Source organism: Massilia sp. GER05, assembly GCF_052056005.1.
Classification (GTDB): Bacteria; Pseudomonadota; Gammaproteobacteria; order Burkholderiales; family Burkholderiaceae_D; genus Telluria; species Telluria orientalis.
In genome coordinates, this window is record NZ_CP178858.1 from 199,675 (window position 1) to 216,139 (window position 16,465).

General features: G+C 67.2%; 17 protein-coding genes. 14 read left to right on the forward strand and 3 right to left on the reverse strand.

What is annotated here, in order from left to right; translation table 11 throughout:
* The first annotated feature begins 4 nt into the window (after nucleotides 1–4).
* The 8 genes from ACL58G_RS00875 (at nucleotide 5) to ACL58G_RS00910 (ending at nucleotide 6,501) form a co-directional block, all read left to right on the forward strand.
* Complete coding sequence (locus ACL58G_RS00875) at nucleotides 5–754, forward strand: electron transfer flavoprotein subunit beta/FixA family protein (RefSeq protein ID WP_413386347.1); 750 nt, start codon at nucleotides 5–7, stop codon at nucleotides 752–754.
* A 17-nt stretch (nucleotides 755–771) separates the two neighbouring features.
* The gene (locus tag ACL58G_RS00880) at nucleotides 772–1,737 is read left to right on the forward strand and encodes an electron transfer flavoprotein subunit alpha/FixB family protein (protein WP_440964653.1); all 966 of its coding nucleotides are present in this window, start codon (nucleotides 772–774) and stop codon (nucleotides 1,735–1,737) included.
* Nucleotides 1,738–1,750: 13 nt separating this feature from the next.
* Nucleotides 1,751–2,503 carry a sulfite exporter TauE/SafE family protein gene (locus ACL58G_RS00885; RefSeq protein ID WP_440964654.1) on the forward strand — a complete coding sequence of 251 codons (753 nt, stop codon included), beginning with the start codon at nucleotides 1,751–1,753 and terminating at the stop codon, nucleotides 2,501–2,503.
* Between the two features lie 43 nt (nucleotides 2,504–2,546).
* Nucleotides 2,547–3,848 carry a M20/M25/M40 family metallo-hydrolase gene (locus ACL58G_RS00890; protein WP_440964655.1) on the forward strand — a complete coding sequence of 434 codons (1,302 nt, stop codon included), beginning with the start codon at nucleotides 2,547–2,549 and terminating at the stop codon, nucleotides 3,846–3,848.
* A gap of 55 nt (nucleotides 3,849–3,903) precedes the next feature.
* Complete coding sequence (locus ACL58G_RS00895; protein WP_413344604.1) at nucleotides 3,904–4,347, forward strand: thioesterase family protein; 444 nt, start codon at nucleotides 3,904–3,906, stop codon at nucleotides 4,345–4,347.
* Nucleotides 4,348–4,411: 64 nt separating this feature from the next.
* Complete coding sequence (locus ACL58G_RS00900) at nucleotides 4,412–4,987, forward strand: RNA polymerase sigma factor (RefSeq protein ID WP_440964656.1); 576 nt, start codon at nucleotides 4,412–4,414, stop codon at nucleotides 4,985–4,987.
* Nucleotides 4,988–5,000: 13 nt separating this feature from the next.
* Complete coding sequence (locus ACL58G_RS00905) at nucleotides 5,001–5,483, forward strand: hypothetical protein (protein ID WP_413386336.1); 483 nt, start codon at nucleotides 5,001–5,003, stop codon at nucleotides 5,481–5,483.
* Nucleotides 5,484–5,496: 13 nt separating this feature from the next.
* Entirely contained in the window at nucleotides 5,497–6,501 is a 1,005-nt protein-coding gene (locus tag ACL58G_RS00910; protein ID WP_440964657.1) for a hypothetical protein, read from the forward strand.
* Between the two features lie 13 nt (nucleotides 6,502–6,514).
* On the opposite strand, the gene ACL58G_RS00915 is transcribed toward ACL58G_RS00910, so the two are convergent.
* Nucleotides 6,515–7,000, reverse strand: a complete 486-nt coding sequence (locus ACL58G_RS00915) for a DUF3016 domain-containing protein (RefSeq protein ID WP_082577578.1) — start codon at nucleotides 6,998–7,000, stop codon at nucleotides 6,515–6,517.
* Nucleotides 7,001–7,194: 194 nt separating this feature from the next.
* Between ACL58G_RS00915 and ACL58G_RS00920 the strand changes: the two genes are divergently transcribed.
* The 3 genes from ACL58G_RS00920 to ACL58G_RS00930 all read left to right on the forward strand — a co-directional run bounded on the left by ACL58G_RS00920 (nucleotide 7,195) and on the right by ACL58G_RS00930 (nucleotide 11,877).
* Nucleotides 7,195–7,932 carry a DNA-formamidopyrimidine glycosylase family protein gene (locus ACL58G_RS00920; RefSeq protein ID WP_440964658.1) on the forward strand — a complete coding sequence of 246 codons (738 nt, stop codon included), beginning with the start codon at nucleotides 7,195–7,197 and terminating at the stop codon, nucleotides 7,930–7,932.
* Between the two features lie 146 nt (nucleotides 7,933–8,078).
* Entirely contained in the window at nucleotides 8,079–9,584 is a 1,506-nt protein-coding gene (locus ACL58G_RS00925) for an HD domain-containing phosphohydrolase (protein WP_413343832.1), read from the forward strand.
* A gap of 88 nt (nucleotides 9,585–9,672) precedes the next feature.
* The gene (locus ACL58G_RS00930) at nucleotides 9,673–11,877 is read left to right on the forward strand and encodes an ATP-binding protein (protein ID WP_440964659.1); all 2,205 of its coding nucleotides are present in this window, start codon (nucleotides 9,673–9,675) and stop codon (nucleotides 11,875–11,877) included.
* A 3-nt stretch (nucleotides 11,878–11,880) separates the two neighbouring features.
* On the opposite strand, the gene ACL58G_RS00935 is transcribed toward ACL58G_RS00930, so the two are convergent.
* A complete protein-coding gene (locus ACL58G_RS00935) occupies nucleotides 11,881–12,213 on the reverse strand; it encodes a hypothetical protein (RefSeq protein ID WP_413386328.1) in 333 nt (110 codons plus the stop codon).
* Nucleotides 12,214–12,425: 212 nt separating this feature from the next.
* Between ACL58G_RS00935 and ACL58G_RS00940 the strand changes: the two genes are divergently transcribed.
* Together ACL58G_RS00940 and ACL58G_RS00945 are read left to right on the forward strand one after the other, a co-directional pair.
* Nucleotides 12,426–12,818: a PPC domain-containing DNA-binding protein gene (locus tag ACL58G_RS00940; RefSeq protein ID WP_091664613.1), complete on the forward strand. Its 393-nt coding sequence runs from the start codon at nucleotides 12,426–12,428 to the stop codon at nucleotides 12,816–12,818.
* Between the two features lie 72 nt (nucleotides 12,819–12,890).
* Nucleotides 12,891–14,699, forward strand: coding sequence for an ABC transporter ATP-binding protein/permease (locus tag ACL58G_RS00945; RefSeq protein ID WP_440964660.1), 1,809 nt, complete (start codon nucleotides 12,891–12,893; stop codon nucleotides 14,697–14,699).
* Between the two features lie 3 nt (nucleotides 14,700–14,702).
* Here ACL58G_RS00945 and ACL58G_RS00950 read toward each other — a convergent pair whose 3' ends face one another.
* The gene (locus ACL58G_RS00950) at nucleotides 14,703–16,103 is read right to left on the reverse strand and encodes a PLP-dependent aminotransferase family protein (RefSeq protein ID WP_440964661.1); all 1,401 of its coding nucleotides are present in this window, start codon (nucleotides 16,101–16,103) and stop codon (nucleotides 14,703–14,705) included.
* 71 nt (nucleotides 16,104–16,174) lie between these two features.
* Between ACL58G_RS00950 and ACL58G_RS00955 the strand changes: the two genes are divergently transcribed.
* On the forward strand, nucleotides 16,175–16,411 hold the full coding sequence (locus tag ACL58G_RS00955) for a hypothetical protein (RefSeq protein ID WP_413338781.1): 237 nt from the start codon (nucleotides 16,175–16,177) through the stop codon (nucleotides 16,409–16,411).
* Nucleotides 16,412–16,465 lie beyond the last annotated feature (54 nt).

Here is a 16,465-nt window from a genome sequence, read left to right on the forward strand (position 1 = left end):
CGACATGAAGATCATGGTCCCGGTGAAACGGGTGGTCGATGCGAACGTCAAGGTGCGCGTGAAGCCGGACCGCTCCGGTGTCGACCTGGCCAACGTGAAAATGGCCATCAATCCCTTCGACGAGATCGCCGTGGAGGAAGCCGTGCGGCTGAAGGAAGCGGGCCACGCGGCGGAAGTCGTCGCGGTGTCCTGCGGCGTCGACGCCTGCCAGGATGTGCTGCGCACCGCGCTGGCCGCCGGTGCCGACCGCGCCATCCTGGTGCGGTCGGACGCGGCGTTGCAGCCGCTCGCCGTCGCCAGGCTGCTGGCCGCGATCGCCAGGCGCGAAGTCCCGCAACTCGTCATCCTGGGCAAGCAGGCCATCGACGACGATTGCAACCAGACCGGCCAGATGCTGGCGGCCATGCTGGGCTGGCCGCAGGCCACGTTCGCATCGTCAGTGCGGGTCGAGGGCGGCGGCCTGGCGGTCGCGCGCGACGTCGATGGCGGCATCGAAACCGTGCACCTGGCGCTGCCGGCCGTCGTGACGGCGGACCTGCGCCTGAACGAACCGCGCTTCGTCAGCCTGCCCAACCTGATGAAGTCGAAAAAGAAGCGGCTGGACGTGGTGCCCGCCGAAACCCTCGGCGCCGATCTCTCCCCGCGCTGGAGGACGCTGGCCGTCGACCCGCCCCCGCAACGCCAACCCGGTGTGCGCGTGCAGGATGCGGCCGAACTGGTCCGCCGTTTGCGGCACGAAGCAAACGTCATTTAATCATTCGAGGAGCCATCATGACGGTACTGGTCATCGCTGAACACGACAACGTTTCACTGCATGCCGCCACGCGCCACGCGGTCGGCGCGGCCCGCCTGTGCGGCGGCGACGTGCACCTGCTCGTCGCGGGCCACGATTGCGCCCCCGCGGCGCGCGCGGCGAGCCGCGTTGCCGGCGTGGCGAAGGTGTGGCTCGCCTCGGCCCCGCAGCTTGCGCACGGTCTCGCGGAAAACGTCGCCGCCCAGGCGCTGGAACTGCTGGCGCAGGAGCCTTGTACCCACGTGCTGGCCGCCGCCGGCACGTTCGGCAAGAGCGTCATGCCGCGCATCGCGGCCGGACTGGATGCGGGGCAGATCTCGGACATCACGCGCGTGGTCGCGCCCGACATCTTCGAGCGCCCCATCTACGCGGGCAACGCGATCGCGACCGTGCAGGCGCTGGACGCCATCAAGGTGCTGACCGTGCGCGCCACCAGTTTCGACGCCGCGCCCCTGGGCGATGCCGAGGCGGTCATCGAGGACATGACGCTGGTGGAGGATGCCGGCACGGCGCGCGTCGTCGCGGTCGAGCGGACGGTGTCGGGACGGGCGGAGCTGACCGCGGCGCGCGTCGTGGTCGCGGGCGGGCGCGGCCTCGGTTCCGCCGCCGGTTTCGGCACGCTGGAGCCGCTGGCGGACGCGCTGGGCGCCGCGATCGGCGCGTCGCGCGCGGCGGTCGACGCCGGCTTTGCCAGCAACACATTGCAGATCGGCCAGACCGGCAAGGTGGTCGCGCCCGCGCTGTACATCGCGGTCGGCATTTCGGGGGCCATCCAGCACCTGGCCGGCATCGGTGACGCGAAGGTCATCGTGGCCATCAACAAGGATGCGGAAGCGCCGATCTTCGGCGTGGCGGATTACGGCATCGTCGGCGACCTGTTCGACGTCGTGCCTGCGCTCGTCACCGCATTGCAGGAGGACGAGCAGAAACAGCTGGCCGCCTAGGGGATCGGGCACCATGCTGACACATGCCGGCCTCGTACTGGTCTCCATTGCCATCGGCGTCCTGATCGGCGCGGCCGGCGTCGGCGGTTTTTTCATGCCGCCCGCACTGATGCTGCTGATGAACATGGACATCCACCAGGGCATGGCGTTGTCCCTGTTCACTTTCATCTTTACCGGCGCAGCGGGCGCGCTCTACTTCCACAGGAAAGGCAGTCTGGACTGGACGCTGGTGCGGCCGGTGTGCGTCGGCGCGGCGGCGACGGGCTATGCCGGCGCATGGACCGGCCATCATCTCGCCACCGCGTCGCTGTCGACGGCGCTGGCCGCCGTGATCCTCGTCGTCGGCATGACCATGTCGGGCGCCGGCGGCCAGGCGGTGCTTGCCTTGCCGGCGGACCCGCGTCAGCGCCGGCTGATCCTGGCGGCGATCGGCGCCCTCACGGGGTTCTTTTCCGGTCTCACCGGCATCGGCGGGCAGGTGCTGTCCGTGCCGCTGATGGTCTTGTGCGGCTATCCCGTGCTGACCGCGATCGGCGTCGGGCAGATGCTGCAAACCATCGGCGCGTTGTCCGGTTCGCTCGCGAACCTGCATTACGCCAGCATCGACTATGGCCTGGCCGCCTTCATTGTCGTGTTCGAAATTGCCGGGGTACTGGCCGGCGCCATCCTCATCCACCGTCTCGACGGCGCGCTCGTCAAGCGCGTGGTCGGCGGACTGTGCATGGTGGCCGGATGCGGGTTCATCCTGCGCAGCTTGCAGGCCTGAATCGGTGTACAGTTGAGCATCTTTGTTTTTGGAAAAAATAACGATGCGCAAGATCACCGGGGCGCTGCTGGCGCTGACAGCACTGGCGTGCGTACAGACGGCGCGGGCCGACGGGCTCGACCCGACCGAGCAGCAAATCGTCGTGGAGATCAAGGCGCATGCGCCGCAAGCGCTCGCCCTGCTCGAGCAGAGCGTCCTCATCAACAGCGGCACGATGAATACCCGCGGCGTGCGCGACGTGGGCGCGCTGTTCCGCAAAGAGTTCGACGCGCTCGGCTTTACCACGCGCTGGATCGAGCTGCCGCCCGAGATGCGCCGCGCCGGCCACCTCGTCGCCACGCGCGACGGCAGCCGCGGCAAGCGCCTGCTGCTGCTCGGCCACCTCGACACCGTGTTCGAGCCCGGTTCCGACGTGCCCATGTGGAAGCGCGATGGCGACAAGGTCCGCGGCCAGGGCGTGTCGGACATGAAGGGCGGCGACGTGATCGTCATCGAAGCCCTGCGCGCGCTGCACCGCGTGGGCGCCCTCGACGGCACGCGCATCGCCGTCATGTTCACGGGCGACGAGGAAGAAGCGGGGAATCCGAAGAGCGTGTCGCGCGGCGACATGGTGGAGCTCGCCAGGCGCAGCGACGTCGCCCTCAGCTTCGAGGGCAGCATCCTCGACAAGAATGGCCAGGCGACCGCCACCGTGGGCCGGCGCGCGACGGCCACGTGGGAGCTGGACGTCAAGGCGCGCCAGGGCCATTCGATGGCCGTGTTCGGCGCCAACGGCTATGGCGCCGTGTACGAGACGGCGCGCATCCTGGACGCCTTCCGCCAGCAGGTGACCGAGCCGGGCCTCACGTTCAATCCGGGCGTGATCCTGGGCGGCACCGAGGTCGCGTTCAACGAGGCCAACTCGCGCGGGACCGCATTCGGCAAGACCAACGTGATCGCCAACACGGCCACCGTGAAGGCCGACCTGCGCTACCTGGACTACCCGCAACGCGACCGCGCACAGGCACGCATGCGCGCCATCGTCGCGCAGAACCTGCCCGGCACCAGCGCCACCATCACGTTCCACGATTCGTATCCGCCGATGGCCGTGACACCCGGCAACCTGAAAGTGCTGGACCTGTATTCGCGCGCCAGCCAGGATGCCGGGCTTGGGACGATCGCGCCCTTGCCGGCGGAAGCGCGCGGCGCGGGCGACATCCAGTTCGTGGCGCCGCTCCTCGACAGCCTCGACGGCCTCGGCGCGAGCGGCAACGGCGCCCACTCGCCGAACGAAGACCTGGACGTGGGCTCGATCGAACGGAGTGCCGTGCGCGCGGCATTGCTGATCTATCGTTTGACGCGTTGACGCTCGTCGAATTTCTTCAACCGGACACGCTACCCGAACCGGGTAATATGCACACATGGCACGACTGATACTTACCTTCCCCGAAGACCAGTACTACTACACGACCTTGCTGACGGTGCGCGTCACCGACATCAATGCCGGCAACCACCTGGGCAACGACTCGATGATCTCGATGATCTCCGAGGCACGGGCCCGCTTCCTGTTCGAATACGGCGTCTCGGAAACGGAAGGCGACGGCACGGGCATCATCGTGACGGACCTCGCGACGACCTACCGCGCCGAAGCGCATGCGCGCGACCAGCTGCTGTTCGAAGTGGGCGTCATGGACTTCAATAAATATGGTGGCGACATCATCTTCCGGGTCACCCGTCCCAAGGACAAGACCCTCATCGCGATGGCCAAGCAGGGCTTCGTCTTCTTCAATTACAAGACGAGCCAGGTCGTCGCCATGCCGGAAGACTTCCGCGGCAAGTTCGACCGGGTGAACTGGATCGACTGAACGCGCGCGAAATAGCTGGAACTTTCTCCCCCTCCCGCTGGAATATGGGTAAAGACAATGACCCATGACCACACCAACCACTGACACCGACCTGCTGCGCCAAACGCGCAGCGGCGCCGCCGACGCCTTCGCGGCCTTGTACCGGCGCCACCAGGGTCCGCTGTACCGCTTCGCGCTGCTGCGCTGCGGCTCGGCGGACACGGCCGCCGACGTGGTCCAGGAAACGTTCATGGGCCTGCTGACGGATCGGTTCCGCTTCGATCCGCTGCGCGGACAGCTGCAGCACTTCCTGTTCGGCGTGGCGCGCAACCTGATCCTGAAAAACGAGACGGCACACCAGCGCCACGTGGTGCTGGAGGGCGGCGACGACGGCGACGACGAGTTGCCGGACGACGCGGCCTGTCCGCTGGCGCGCCTGCTGGACAACGAGGCCGCCGAGGAAGTGCGGCGCGCGCTGGCGCTGCTGGCCCCGCACTACCGCGACGCCGTCATCCTGTACGAGATGCACGACTTGTCGTACGCCGAGATCGCCGACATCTGCCAGGTCGACATCGGCACCGTGCGTTCGCGCCTGTCGCGCGGCCGGGCGGCGCTCGCGAAGCGCCTGGCCGGCTGGCGCGCCACGGCCGGCGCAGCATGAAAGGATAGTCATCATGGACATTCGAAACACGACGGACCGCGATCCCCTGCTCGACGCCCTGCGCGCGGAGGTGGGACGGCTGGACGCCCCGCGCGGCGTCGAGAAGGCATTGCTGCAGGCGTTCGCGAAACTGCACCCGCCGAAGCGCCGCTGGTATCACAGGCTGGCCGTGCGTCCCTTGGCGCTGGCCGGGAGCGTCGTGGCCGGGGCGCTCGTGCTGGCGTTCGCCGTGCGGGCGCCGCACCCGGTCGAGGACGGCCGCGCCGGCGCGCTCGTCGCGCTCGACGGCAACGGCGTGTTCATCGCACTGGATTCGGCCGAGCGCATCGCCGCGGAACCGGCGCCGCGCATGGTCGCCACCGACGTGCCGCGCACGAGCCTGGCCGCGCTGGGCGTGCCGCTGACGCCGGAAAACGCGGGCGATTCCGTCCGGGCCGAGATGCTCGTCGCGGCCGACGGCCAGCCGCTTGCCCTGCGCCTGAGCGCGCTTCAATGACAAAGAGGATGCCATGACCACCAAACATGTTGTGATCGCCGCCCTGCTGGCCGGCCTGTTCGCCCCGGCGCTGGCCGAGGATACCCAGGGCCGCGCGTCCGACGGCGCCGTGACGTTTCACTTCGATAAGATGGAGTTCGATGCGCGCAGCGGTGCCGCCGTGATGCGCTCGAACATCGTCAAAAGCGCACCCTACAGTGCGCAGATGGTGACGGAGTTCGCGCAGGCGCTACCCGACGGCAACCAGATCGCCACGCGCCGCACCACGATGACGTACCGCGACAGCGCCGGCCGCACCCGCCAGGAAATCCGCGACGACAAGGGCGACGTCGTCACCGTCACGATCAACGATCCGGTGAGCGGCACGAACCTGGTCCTGCACCCGCGGAACCGCACGGCCGTCAGGATCAATCCGGGAGCCACGGCGCGCGCCGCGGCCGATGCGGCGCGGGCGAAAGTCGACCAGATACGCAAGGACGGCACGCTGCCCGCCGGCAGCGAGGAGATCATCGTCAAGCGCGTGCAGGGCATCGACGACGCCGAACGGCAGCGCGTCCAGCGCGACGTGCGCATCCAGGTCTCGAGGGCGTTGGCGGAGAGCGGCACGGCGCAGCGCGACGCGCAGATGCGGGTGGCGCCGCTGATGAACGGCGCGTTCGCCGACGTCAAATGGTCGACGAAGGCGACGACGAAGGACCTGGGCACGCGCGATTTCGGCGGCATCAAGGCCGAGGGCAGGCTGCGCAGCTACGAGATCCCGGCCGGGGCGATCGGCAACCGCAACGCGATCGTCGTGTCGGACGAGACGTGGACGGCGCCCGACCTGCAGGTGACGGTCTACACGAAGCACAGCGACCCGCGCAGCGGCGACGTCGTGTTCCGGCTCGAGAACATCAAGCGCGAGGAACCCGCGCCCGCGCTGTTCACCGTGCCGGCCGACTACACGGTGCGCGAAGCGGGCGGCCGCTGGCGCGACAAGGCAGGCCGCGCGGAGAAGTCAACGAACGCCGCTCCCTGAGCGGCGCGAAGCCTCAGCGCCGCTTCTTCTGGATCGGGGCGATGGTCTTGTCGAACCAGTCGTCGATCATCTGCTTCTCGTAGCGATACGGCTCCGAATCGAAGTAGTGGCTGAACGTCTGCTGGTAATTCATGTCCTGCAGCTGCGACTGGCCGCTCTTGATCACCTGCCCGTTCTGCTCGATCGCATAATTCAGCTCCATGCGCGGCCAGTCCGCGCGGCCGGTCATCACGCGCAGGTCGCGGCCCAGCCGGGTACTCGGAATGAGGCGGCCGGCCGGGTCGAAATCCGTGATCTCGATGCGCAGGTCCTCGCCCGGCGGCAGGTTCGCGCCCAGCTTCACGAAGTGGTCGGTGATCTGGTCCAGCATCTCCTTGCGCTCCCAGCCCGGGAACGGCAGGTCGTGGAAATTCTCGGGGTGCACCCACGTGACGTTGACCGCGGCCGACGCACTGCCTGCTGCCAGCGCCAGCAGGCCCGCCAGGGCCATCGTTTTCATGAACGCTTTCATGATGTTCTTCCTTTCGTCGTCGAATACAGCATCTGTTAATACCTCATTCTTATACGCCGGTTTCCATGCCGGGTCCGTTATCGATTCGTCTTAGTTTGTATCGAAATGTTAGTCCGCGCACAGGTGTCCCGGGCTCTTGCACAGCACAATCCAGAACGGGACAACGCAAGCGGGGAAGCATCATGCCGGAAGGCCCGTCGCTGGTCATCTTGAAAGAGCAGACGGCCCCGTTCGTGGGCCAGGAAATCGTGCGTGCCGAGGGCAATACCTGGGCCATCGACACGGCGCGCCTCATCGGCCAGCCCGTCGTCGCGCTGCGCACGTGGGGCAAGCATTTCCTCATCCAGGTGCCGACGATGGTCGTGCGCATCCATTTTCTCCTGTTCGGCACGTACCGCGTGAACGAACGGCGCGACAAGCCGCCGCGCCTGTCGCTCGGCTTCGCGGACGGCGGCGAGCTCAACTTCTACGCCTGCTCGGTCAAGGAGATCGACTGCGACATCGACGCGTACTACGACTGGGCCGCGGACGTCATGTCGGATGCATGGGATCCGGCGTTGGCGCGCAAGAAGCTCAGGGGCGCACCCGACACGCTCGCCTGCGACGCCCTGCTCGACCAGGACATCTTCGCCGGCGTCGGCAACATCATCAAGAACGAGGTGCTGTTCCGCATCCGGATCGATCCCCGGTCCAGGGTCGGCGCGCTGCCGCCGGCCAAGCTGCGCGCCCTCGTGCAGGAAGCGCGCCAGTACAGCTTCGACTTCCTCGAGTGGAAAAAAGCGTTCACACTCAAGAAACACTGGCTCGCGCACAACCAGAAAATCTGCCCCCGCTGCCATATCCCTTTTCACAAGGCGAATCTCGGCAAGACGAACCGCCGCAGCTTCTGGTGCGAGCGCTGCCAGAAGCTGCATGAATAAGGCGGAAACGATAGGGAAACGACACGTTGCGACATTGTGACTTTTTGCACTGCGTCATTAATATTTCTTGTTGTTAATGGTCACTGCTCATACTACAATCATTTCGGACCGTGCTGCCTTACCTCAAAACCTCGTGAGATCGTCAAATGTCCTTCCTGTCATCCGCCGCGCCGAAGCTTGCACCATGGAAAGTACTGCTCGTCGACGACGAACCGGACATCCATGACATCACCAAGCTGACGCTGTCCCGTTTCCGCCTCGACGGCCGCAGCCTCTCGTTCCTGCACGCCTACAGCGGCGCCGAGGCGAAGGACATCCTGGCGCGCGAGAAGGACGTCGCGCTGGTGTTCCTCGACGTCGTCATGGAGCGCGAGGACAGCGGCCTGGAAGTGGCGCGCTGGATGCGCCAGGAGCTGGACAACCAGTTCACCCGCATCGTGCTGCGCACGGGCCAGCCGGGCCAGGCGCCCGAGGAACGCGTGATCGTCGACTACGACATCAACGACTACAAGGAAAAGACGGAACTCGACCGCACCAAGCTGTTCACGACGACGTTCGCCGCCCTGCGCGCCTACCGCGACATCATGAAAGTCGAGGACGCCCGCCGCGTCCAGCAGAATTACCGCGAAGGCCTGGAGCGCGTGATCTCCGCGTCCACCCATCTGTTCAGGCAGCGCAACCTGAAGGATTTCGCCAGCGGCCTGCTGCAGCAGGTCGTCGCCCTGCTGCGCCTGGAGCAGAGCATGCTGCTGCGCGTGACCGGCGCCAGCGTGATCACCGGCGAGAGCCAGTACGAAATCCTCGCGCGCATCGGCGACGTCGGCGACCACGACATCGGCCCGGAACTGATCGCCCAGCTGGACGAGGCACGCCACAACCGCATCTCCAAGCTGCATGGCGACACTTATGTCGGCTACTTCCCGAACAGCAGCGGCAAGGCGTCTCTGCTCGTGCTCAAGGGCGTGGAAGAAATCGACGAGATCGATGTTCAATTGCTCGACGTCTTTTGCTCGGGCGTCGCCATCGCCTTCGACAACATCCTGCTGAACCAGGAAATCACGGACACCCAGGCCGAGCTGATCCTGCGCCTGGGCGACGTCGTCGAATCGCGCTCGAACGAAGCCGGCAACCACGTGCGCCGCATGGCCCAGGTGTGTCATCTGCTGGCCCAGGAATCGGGCATGTCCGACGACGAGACGGCCGTGCTGATGCATGCGGCGCCGATGCACGACGTGGGCAAGATCGCGACGCCGGACGCCGTCCTGTTGAAACCGGGGCGCCTCACGCCCGAGGAATGGGACATCATGAAGCAGCACCCGACCATCGGCCTGCAGATCCTCGACGGCTCGCAGCGCCCGATCCTGAAGGCGGCCGCCGTGATCGCCCACCAGCACCACGAGAAATGGGACGGCAGCGGTTATCCGCAGGGCCTGCAGGGCGAAGACATCCACCCGTATGCCCGCATCGTGGCCGTGGCCGACGTGTTCGATGCCCTCACGCACGAGCGCGTGTACAAGAAAGCGTGGCCGATCGACCAGGTGCGCGACTACCTGCGCGACGTGGCGGGCCAGCACCTCGATCCGCACTACGTCGACATCCTCATCAGGAACCTCGACAAGGCCACCGAGATCAACGAGCGCTGGCCGGACTGAAATCGATATCGCGGACCGGGACAAGGGAGGCAGAGTCAGGTAGTATGCAGAGCTTCGCGGCAATACTGTCCCGACCGCCATCCGGCCCATGCGTATCCGAACCCGACTGCTGCTCCTGATCCTGGCCATCCTGGTCCCTGCCCTCCTCGCGGCGGTCCTGGCCGTCGGGTATGTCTATCAGGAAGAGCGGCGCGCCCAGGAAACGAGCGTCAAGGAAGCGGTGCGCGCCTTCACCCTCCTCGTCGACAACGAACTGGAGATCAGGGAAGGCATCCTGCGCACGCTGGCGAATTCCCCCGCGCTGGCCCGCGGCGATCTCGAGACCTTCTATCACCACGCCCATTCGGTGGCGCCGCGCGGCGAGACGGCGATCCTGCTGCTCGACCGGGACGGCCACCAGCTGCTCAACACGCGGGTCGCGCCGGGCGCGCCGCTGCCGCCCGGCCGCGCGTCGAACCTCGACGCGCTGATGCAACGGGACGGCGCCGACCGCACCCTCGTCTCCGACCTGTTCGTCTCCTCGATCAGCCAGCGCCATGCGGTCGCCATCCAGGTGCCGGTGCACGTGGACGGCACCCTGCGCTACTTCCTCGCCATGAGCATGAACGCCGCCCAGCTGCAGGCGCTGCTGGGTGAACAGCGCTTCCCGCCCGACTGGCAGGCCGCCATCGTCGACCGCACCGGCCGGCTGATCGCGCGCTCGATCGACCCGGACCAGTACCGGGGCCGCTCGGTCAGCGAGGTGGCGCAGGCCCAGTTCGCCGCCCACCGCGAAGGCGTGTTCTCGAACAGGAACCTGGCCGGCATTCCCGTGCAGGCCTTCTTCAGCACCGTGCCCTCGTCGAACTGGAAAGTCCTCGTCAGCATTCCGACGGAAGACCTGCGCCGCGTGCCCCTGCATGCGGCGGCCTTCCTGGCGGCCATCATGGCCGTCATGCTCGTGCTGGCATCGGTGGCCGCGCGCTGGTTCGCGCGCCGCGCCGCGATCCCGATCGAATACCTGGGCCGCAGCGCCGCGGACCTGGGCGCCGGCCGCGAAGTGCATTACCGGCCGCAGGGCATCGTCGAGATCGACGCCGTGGCGCAGCGCATGGCCGACGCGAGCCGCCAGATCCTGACCGCGCAGGCCGACCTGGAGCAGCGCGTGGCCGAAGCCGTGGCGGCCAGCGAGCGCGCCCAGAGCGCCCTCGTGCGCGGCCAGAAGCTGGAAGCCCTCGGCCGCCTCACGGGCGGCATCGCGCACGAATTCAACAACCTGCTGCAGACGCTGACGACCGCGCTGCAGCTCGCGTCCCTGACGGCGAACCAGCCCAAGGTGCTGAGCCTGATCGACACATGCAAGCGCACCGTCAGCCGCGCCACCGCGCTGACGACCCGCCTGGGGTCGTTCGGCCGCGTGCAGGATGCGCGCCTGCTGACGGTCGACCCGGGCGAGCAGGTGCGCGGTTCCGTCCAGCTGCTGCGCGGCGTGCTGCGCCAGGGCACGCGCATGGAAGTGCATTGCGAGGACGACCTGTGGCCCGTCACCGTCGACCCCGTGCAATTCGACCTGGCCCTGTTGAACCTGGCGATCAATGCGCGCGACGCCATGCCGGACGGCGGCCGGCTCGGCGTCGGCGTGCGCAACTGCACCCTCGAGCCGACCATGGAACGCACGGGCGGCGACTACGTGTCCGTGAGCGTGACGGACACGGGCATCGGCATGCCGCCCGACGTGCAGGCGCGCGCGCTCGACCCGTTCTTCACGACGAAACCACCGGGCCAGGGCTCCGGCCTCGGGCTGCCCCAGGCCTACGCATTCGCCACGCAGTCGCGCGGCTGGCTGACCCTGGCGAGCACGGTCGGCGCCGGCACCACCATCGAGATCTACCTGCCGCGCTCGCTGCAACCGTTGTCGGCCACGGCGGCGCGCACCGACAGCCAGGCGCCGGGGCACGGCAGCGGGCGCGTGCTGTTCGTCGAAGACGATCCGCTCGTGCGCGAAGCGGTCGTGCGCGGCCTGGAAGACTGCGGCTTCGACGTGATGGTGGCGCCGGACGGCGACAAGGCGCTCGCCATGCTCGACGCCGGCCTCGACGCCGACGTCGTGTTTTCCGACATCGTCATGCCCGGCAAGGTCAGCGGCATCGACCTGGCCGGCATCCTGCACGAGCGCCGCCCCGGCCTGCCGGTCGTCCTCGCCACGGGCTACACCGACCAGCGCGCCGTCATCCCGGGCGTGCAGGTCCTCGCCAAACCGTACGAGATCGACCAGCTGGTCGAACTGCTGGCCAACCTCTCCGGCAACCGCTGACCTTTACAGTGTCAGCGTGACCTGCTCGCCGGCCACGGCGACCGTGCATCTGGTCGCGCCCGCCGTACGGCCCGGTGCCGTGCTGCAGTCGGCGCTGACCCGCTTGCCCTGCCAGGTGCCGTCGAACTTGCCGTCGCCGTGCAACAGCGACACGTGGTCGTCGATGACCTTGTCGCCGTTGACGAAGATGCGCACGCCGGAGGCGTCGATCAGCGCGCCCTGGATATCCAGCTTGCCGTCGCGGCTCGTGTAGTGATTTCCGGTTACCGGCGACAGCGCCGCGCAGCCGGACATTGTGACGACCAGCGCGGCCGCGATCATGAACTTTGTTGACATTTTTGTGTAATCTCCGCTTATCTGCGCGGTTCTCTTCAGGAAACCTTGGAATCATAACCGTATTTACTGAAAGATTAATATTCAAAAATTGCAATAAGCATGCTTTTTTTTGCAATGCAAACTGGATGTTTATACGCGTATTGCAATTTCCACATAGAAACTATTGGTTGCAGACAGGCTGGCGTAGAATGGCCCGCATCAAGGAGACCACCATGCAGACTCTGCCCCTGAGAATCGGCGCCGGCCAGGACCTGCGCGCCGTGCTCGACGCCCTCGTGGCGCAACACCATGTGGACGCCGCGTTCGTCCTGCAAGGCATCGGCAGCCTGTCGGTCGCCCGGTTGCGCTTCGCGGGCCGGCCGGAATTCACGGAACTGCGCGGCGACCTGGAAATCCTCACGCTGGGCGGATCGTTGTCGCCGGACGGCCCGCACCTGCACGCGAGCGTGGCCGACGACGGCGGCCGCGTCATCGGCGGCCACCTCGGCCCCGGCTGCATCGTGCGCACGACGGCCGAGGTGCTCGTCGCGCTGCTGCCGCGCCACCGCTTCCGCCGCGAATTCGATCCGGCCACGGGGTTCGACGAGTTGTTCGTGAAGGCCTAATGTCCGTTTCCGCACTGAACGATCCGGTGCGCGGCCGTAGTCTGGCGGTAAATACTTCCGCAGAGACCGATCATGACCACGCACATTCCGGACGAAGATCCGACCCAGCCCAAGCCCGCCCCCCTGTCGCTCGCCGCGTGGAAGCACTTCGTCAACGTCGCCAGGCCCTACTGGCTGGGCGATGAAAAAGGCAGGGCCTGGACCCTGCTGCTGCTGTTGATCGTGCTGATGCTGGTCGATACCAAGCTCGCGGTCATGCTGAACAACCAGACCGGAGAATTGACGTCGGCGCTGGCCGGCAAGGACGCCGGCCGCTTCTGGGCCTCGGTGCGCGCCTGCCTGTTCATCCTCGCGTTCGCCGTGCCGACCTACGCCTTTTACTACTACATGCGCGACGTGTTCGCGAACCAGTGGCGGCGCTGGCTCACCGGCCGCTTCCTCGACGGCTACCTGCAGGACCGCAAATACTATGCGCTGGGCGCCGGCAACGAGATCGACAACCCCGACCAGCGCATCAGCGAGGACATCAACACGTTCACGGGCCGGTCGATCAACTTCCTGCTGATTTTCCTCGGCTCGGCCATGCAGCTGGTCGCCTTCAGCACCGTGCTGTGGTCGATCTCGCACCTGCTCGTCGCCGTACTCGTGGCCTATGCGGTGATGGGCAATATCGTCGCCCTGTACTTCTTCGGCAGTCCGCTGATCCAGCTGAATTTCTGGCAGTTGCGGCGCGAGGCCGACTTCCGCTTCAGCCTGATGCGCCTGCGCGAGAATGCCGAGTCGATCGCGTTCTACCGGGGTGAAGCGCAGGAGCGCACGCACATCGACAGCCGCTTCGACAAGGTCATCCGCAACTTTGCGCGGCTGATCAGGAAACAGCGCGCGCTGAATTTCTTCCAGCGCACGTTCAGCCAGCTCACCGTGGTGCTGCCCTACGTGCTGCTGGCCGGCGGCGTGCTGTCGGGCGAGCTGGAAGTGGGCGCCGCGACGCGCGCCGCCGGCGCCTTTACGGCCGTGCTCGGCGCGGTGGGCGTCATCGTCGACAACTTCGAGAGCCTCAGCCGTTTCGTGGCCGGCATCGGCCGCCTGCAAGCCCTGTCCAACCTCGTGCTGCCCGGTGCGCAGCCTGCCGCCGAAGACCGGCACCCGCGCATCGCGATGCGGCCCGGCACGCACTTCGCGCTGGAAGCCGTGACCTTGCATCCGCCGCAATCGGACCGCGTTCTCATCAAGGAACTGAGCCTCGTGCTGAAGCCCGGCGACGCTTTGTTGATCACCGGCGCCAGCGGCTGCGGCAAGAGCTCGCTGCTGCGCGCGATCGCGGGGCTGTGGCGCACGGGCAGCGGCACGATCCAGCATCCGCCGCTGGAAGACGTGTTCTTCCTGCCGCAGCAGCCGTATCTGCAGCCCGGCACCCTGCGCAGCCAGCTCATCTATCCCAGCGTGCACCGCGACCTGAGCGACGAGCAGCTGCTCGACATCCTGCAACAGGTGCACCTGCCCGCACTGGCCGACCGCGTGGGCGGCCTCGATGCCGTGCACGACTGGAGCAAGCTGCTGTCGGTCGGCGAGCAGCAGCGTCTCGCCTTCGGCCGCGTGCTGGTGCACGCGCCGCGGATCGTCATCCTGGACGAGGCGACGAGCGCGCTCGACAGCGCCAATGAAACCGCGCTGTACGCGCGCCTGCGCGCCAGCGGCGCGACCCTCGTCAGCATCGCCCACCGCGAAGCCGTGCTGCGTCACCACACGCACGTGCTGAAGCTGGCGGGCGACGGGTCGTGGGAAGTCAGCGAAGCCGGCGGATTCGAGTTCGACCAGCCCGTGGCCGACGCCGGGCCGGCACCGGTGCGGCCAGCGGCCGTCGCGACGTTCGTCGGCTAGGCTTCACACCACGGCGGCGCCGGCCGGCTCGGGCCGCCGCGCAAGCAGGTGGGACAGCCGTTGCAGCCCCGCCTGCAAGCGTCCGCGGTCCTGGATGCTGCCCAGGGAGATCCGGATGGCATTCGCCGACCCGGCGCCGGTTGCGAATGCCTCCGCCGGCGTGACCGCGATGCCCTCGCGGTCGGCCGCACGCGCCAGCTGCGCGGCGGTCCAGTACGCCGGCAACTCGAGCCATACATGCAGGCCGTCTCCGGCCCCGCTGTACCGCCCCGCCAGGATATCGCGGGCCATCCGGTGGCGCAGGCGGGCCTCGTTGCGGACGCCTTCCATCAACCGGTCCGCCGAACCGTCGAGGATCCACTGCGTGGCCAGTGCCGCCGTCAGTGGCGCGACCATCAGCGCAAATGACCTGAGTGCGGCCAGGAACCGTTCGCGTACGCTCGGGTCGCGTACGAGCACGAAGGCGACCCGCAAGCCGGGCGTCAGGCATTTCGACAGGGTCGAGATGTAGACCACGTGGTCCGGGGCAAACGTGGCAACGGGTGGCGGCGGGGCGGCGGCAAGGCGCCAGTACGGATCGTCCTCGACGATGCGGACATCGCAGCGCTGCGCGATCCCGGCGAGCGCCTTGCGCCGGCGTTCCGGCATGGTGACGGCGGTCGGGTTCTGCAAGGTCGGATTGAGGTAGACCAGCCCGGGCTTGTGCCGGCGGCACGCCCCCTCGAGCATCTCCGGCACCATCCCGTGCCGGTCCGCTTCCACCGCGATGACCTGCCGGCCGAACTGGGTCGCCGCGGCCAGCAGGCCGGGATACGTCGTCGGCTCCGCCAGGATGACATCGCCGGGCGCCGTCAGCGCGAGGATCAACGCGGCGATCGCCGCCTGCGCACCCGGACAGACGACGACGTGCCCCGCATCCGGATGGCCGAACATCGGTGCGAGCCACGTGGCGCCGGCCTTGCGGTCGGAGTCGCTCCCGCCGCCCAGGTGGTAAGTCATCAGCGCTGTGTTATCGGCCCGCATCAGGACTTGCGACAGCCCCTGTTTCAACATGTCGTCGAAGTCCACGCCATCCGGCGGCGGCGGGGTGTTCATGCTCAGGTCGAGGACAGCGGTCAATTCGACTTTCGGCGCCGCGACGTACGTGCCGCGGGCGCCGCGGCCCTCCAGCAGGTTGCGGCGCCTCGCTTCGTCGTAGGCGCGCGTGACCGTCGTCAGGTCGACGTCCAGCTGTGCCGCCAGCCGGCGCTGCGGAGGCAGCCGGTCGCCCGGCCTCAGCGAACCGTCCGCCACCGCCGCCTGCAACGCCTCCGCAATCTGCAGGAAACGCGGCCCGCCATGCGCGGCCAGGCGCGGCAACCAGGTGGCCAAATCGTCATCTTGTATGGCTTTCAACTGGGACATTTTGTCTCGATGTATGGAGATTGCTTTTGCGTAGTATGTGGGTATTCGACGATGGTTCAAACACAAAAATCATGGAATGGATCCCGGTAGTCTTCGTTGTGTTCAAGTTTCTCGTGCTAGCCACGGGGATGTTCTTCGCCATCAAGTGGCATTACGACCAGGGGAAGAAGGGAAAAGTGCAAGAGCGGCGCGCGGTGCTGCGCGCGAGCGGCAAGGTGGCCGCACTCTTCGTGGTGATACTCGTGGGCCTCGGGCTCGTCACCTTCGCCCTTGCCAGGGTGCTCGGCCTGGACCTGGGCTACCCGTGATGCCGCCCCGCCGCGCAGACTAGAATACCTGTCCGACAACGCACCCGAAGGACG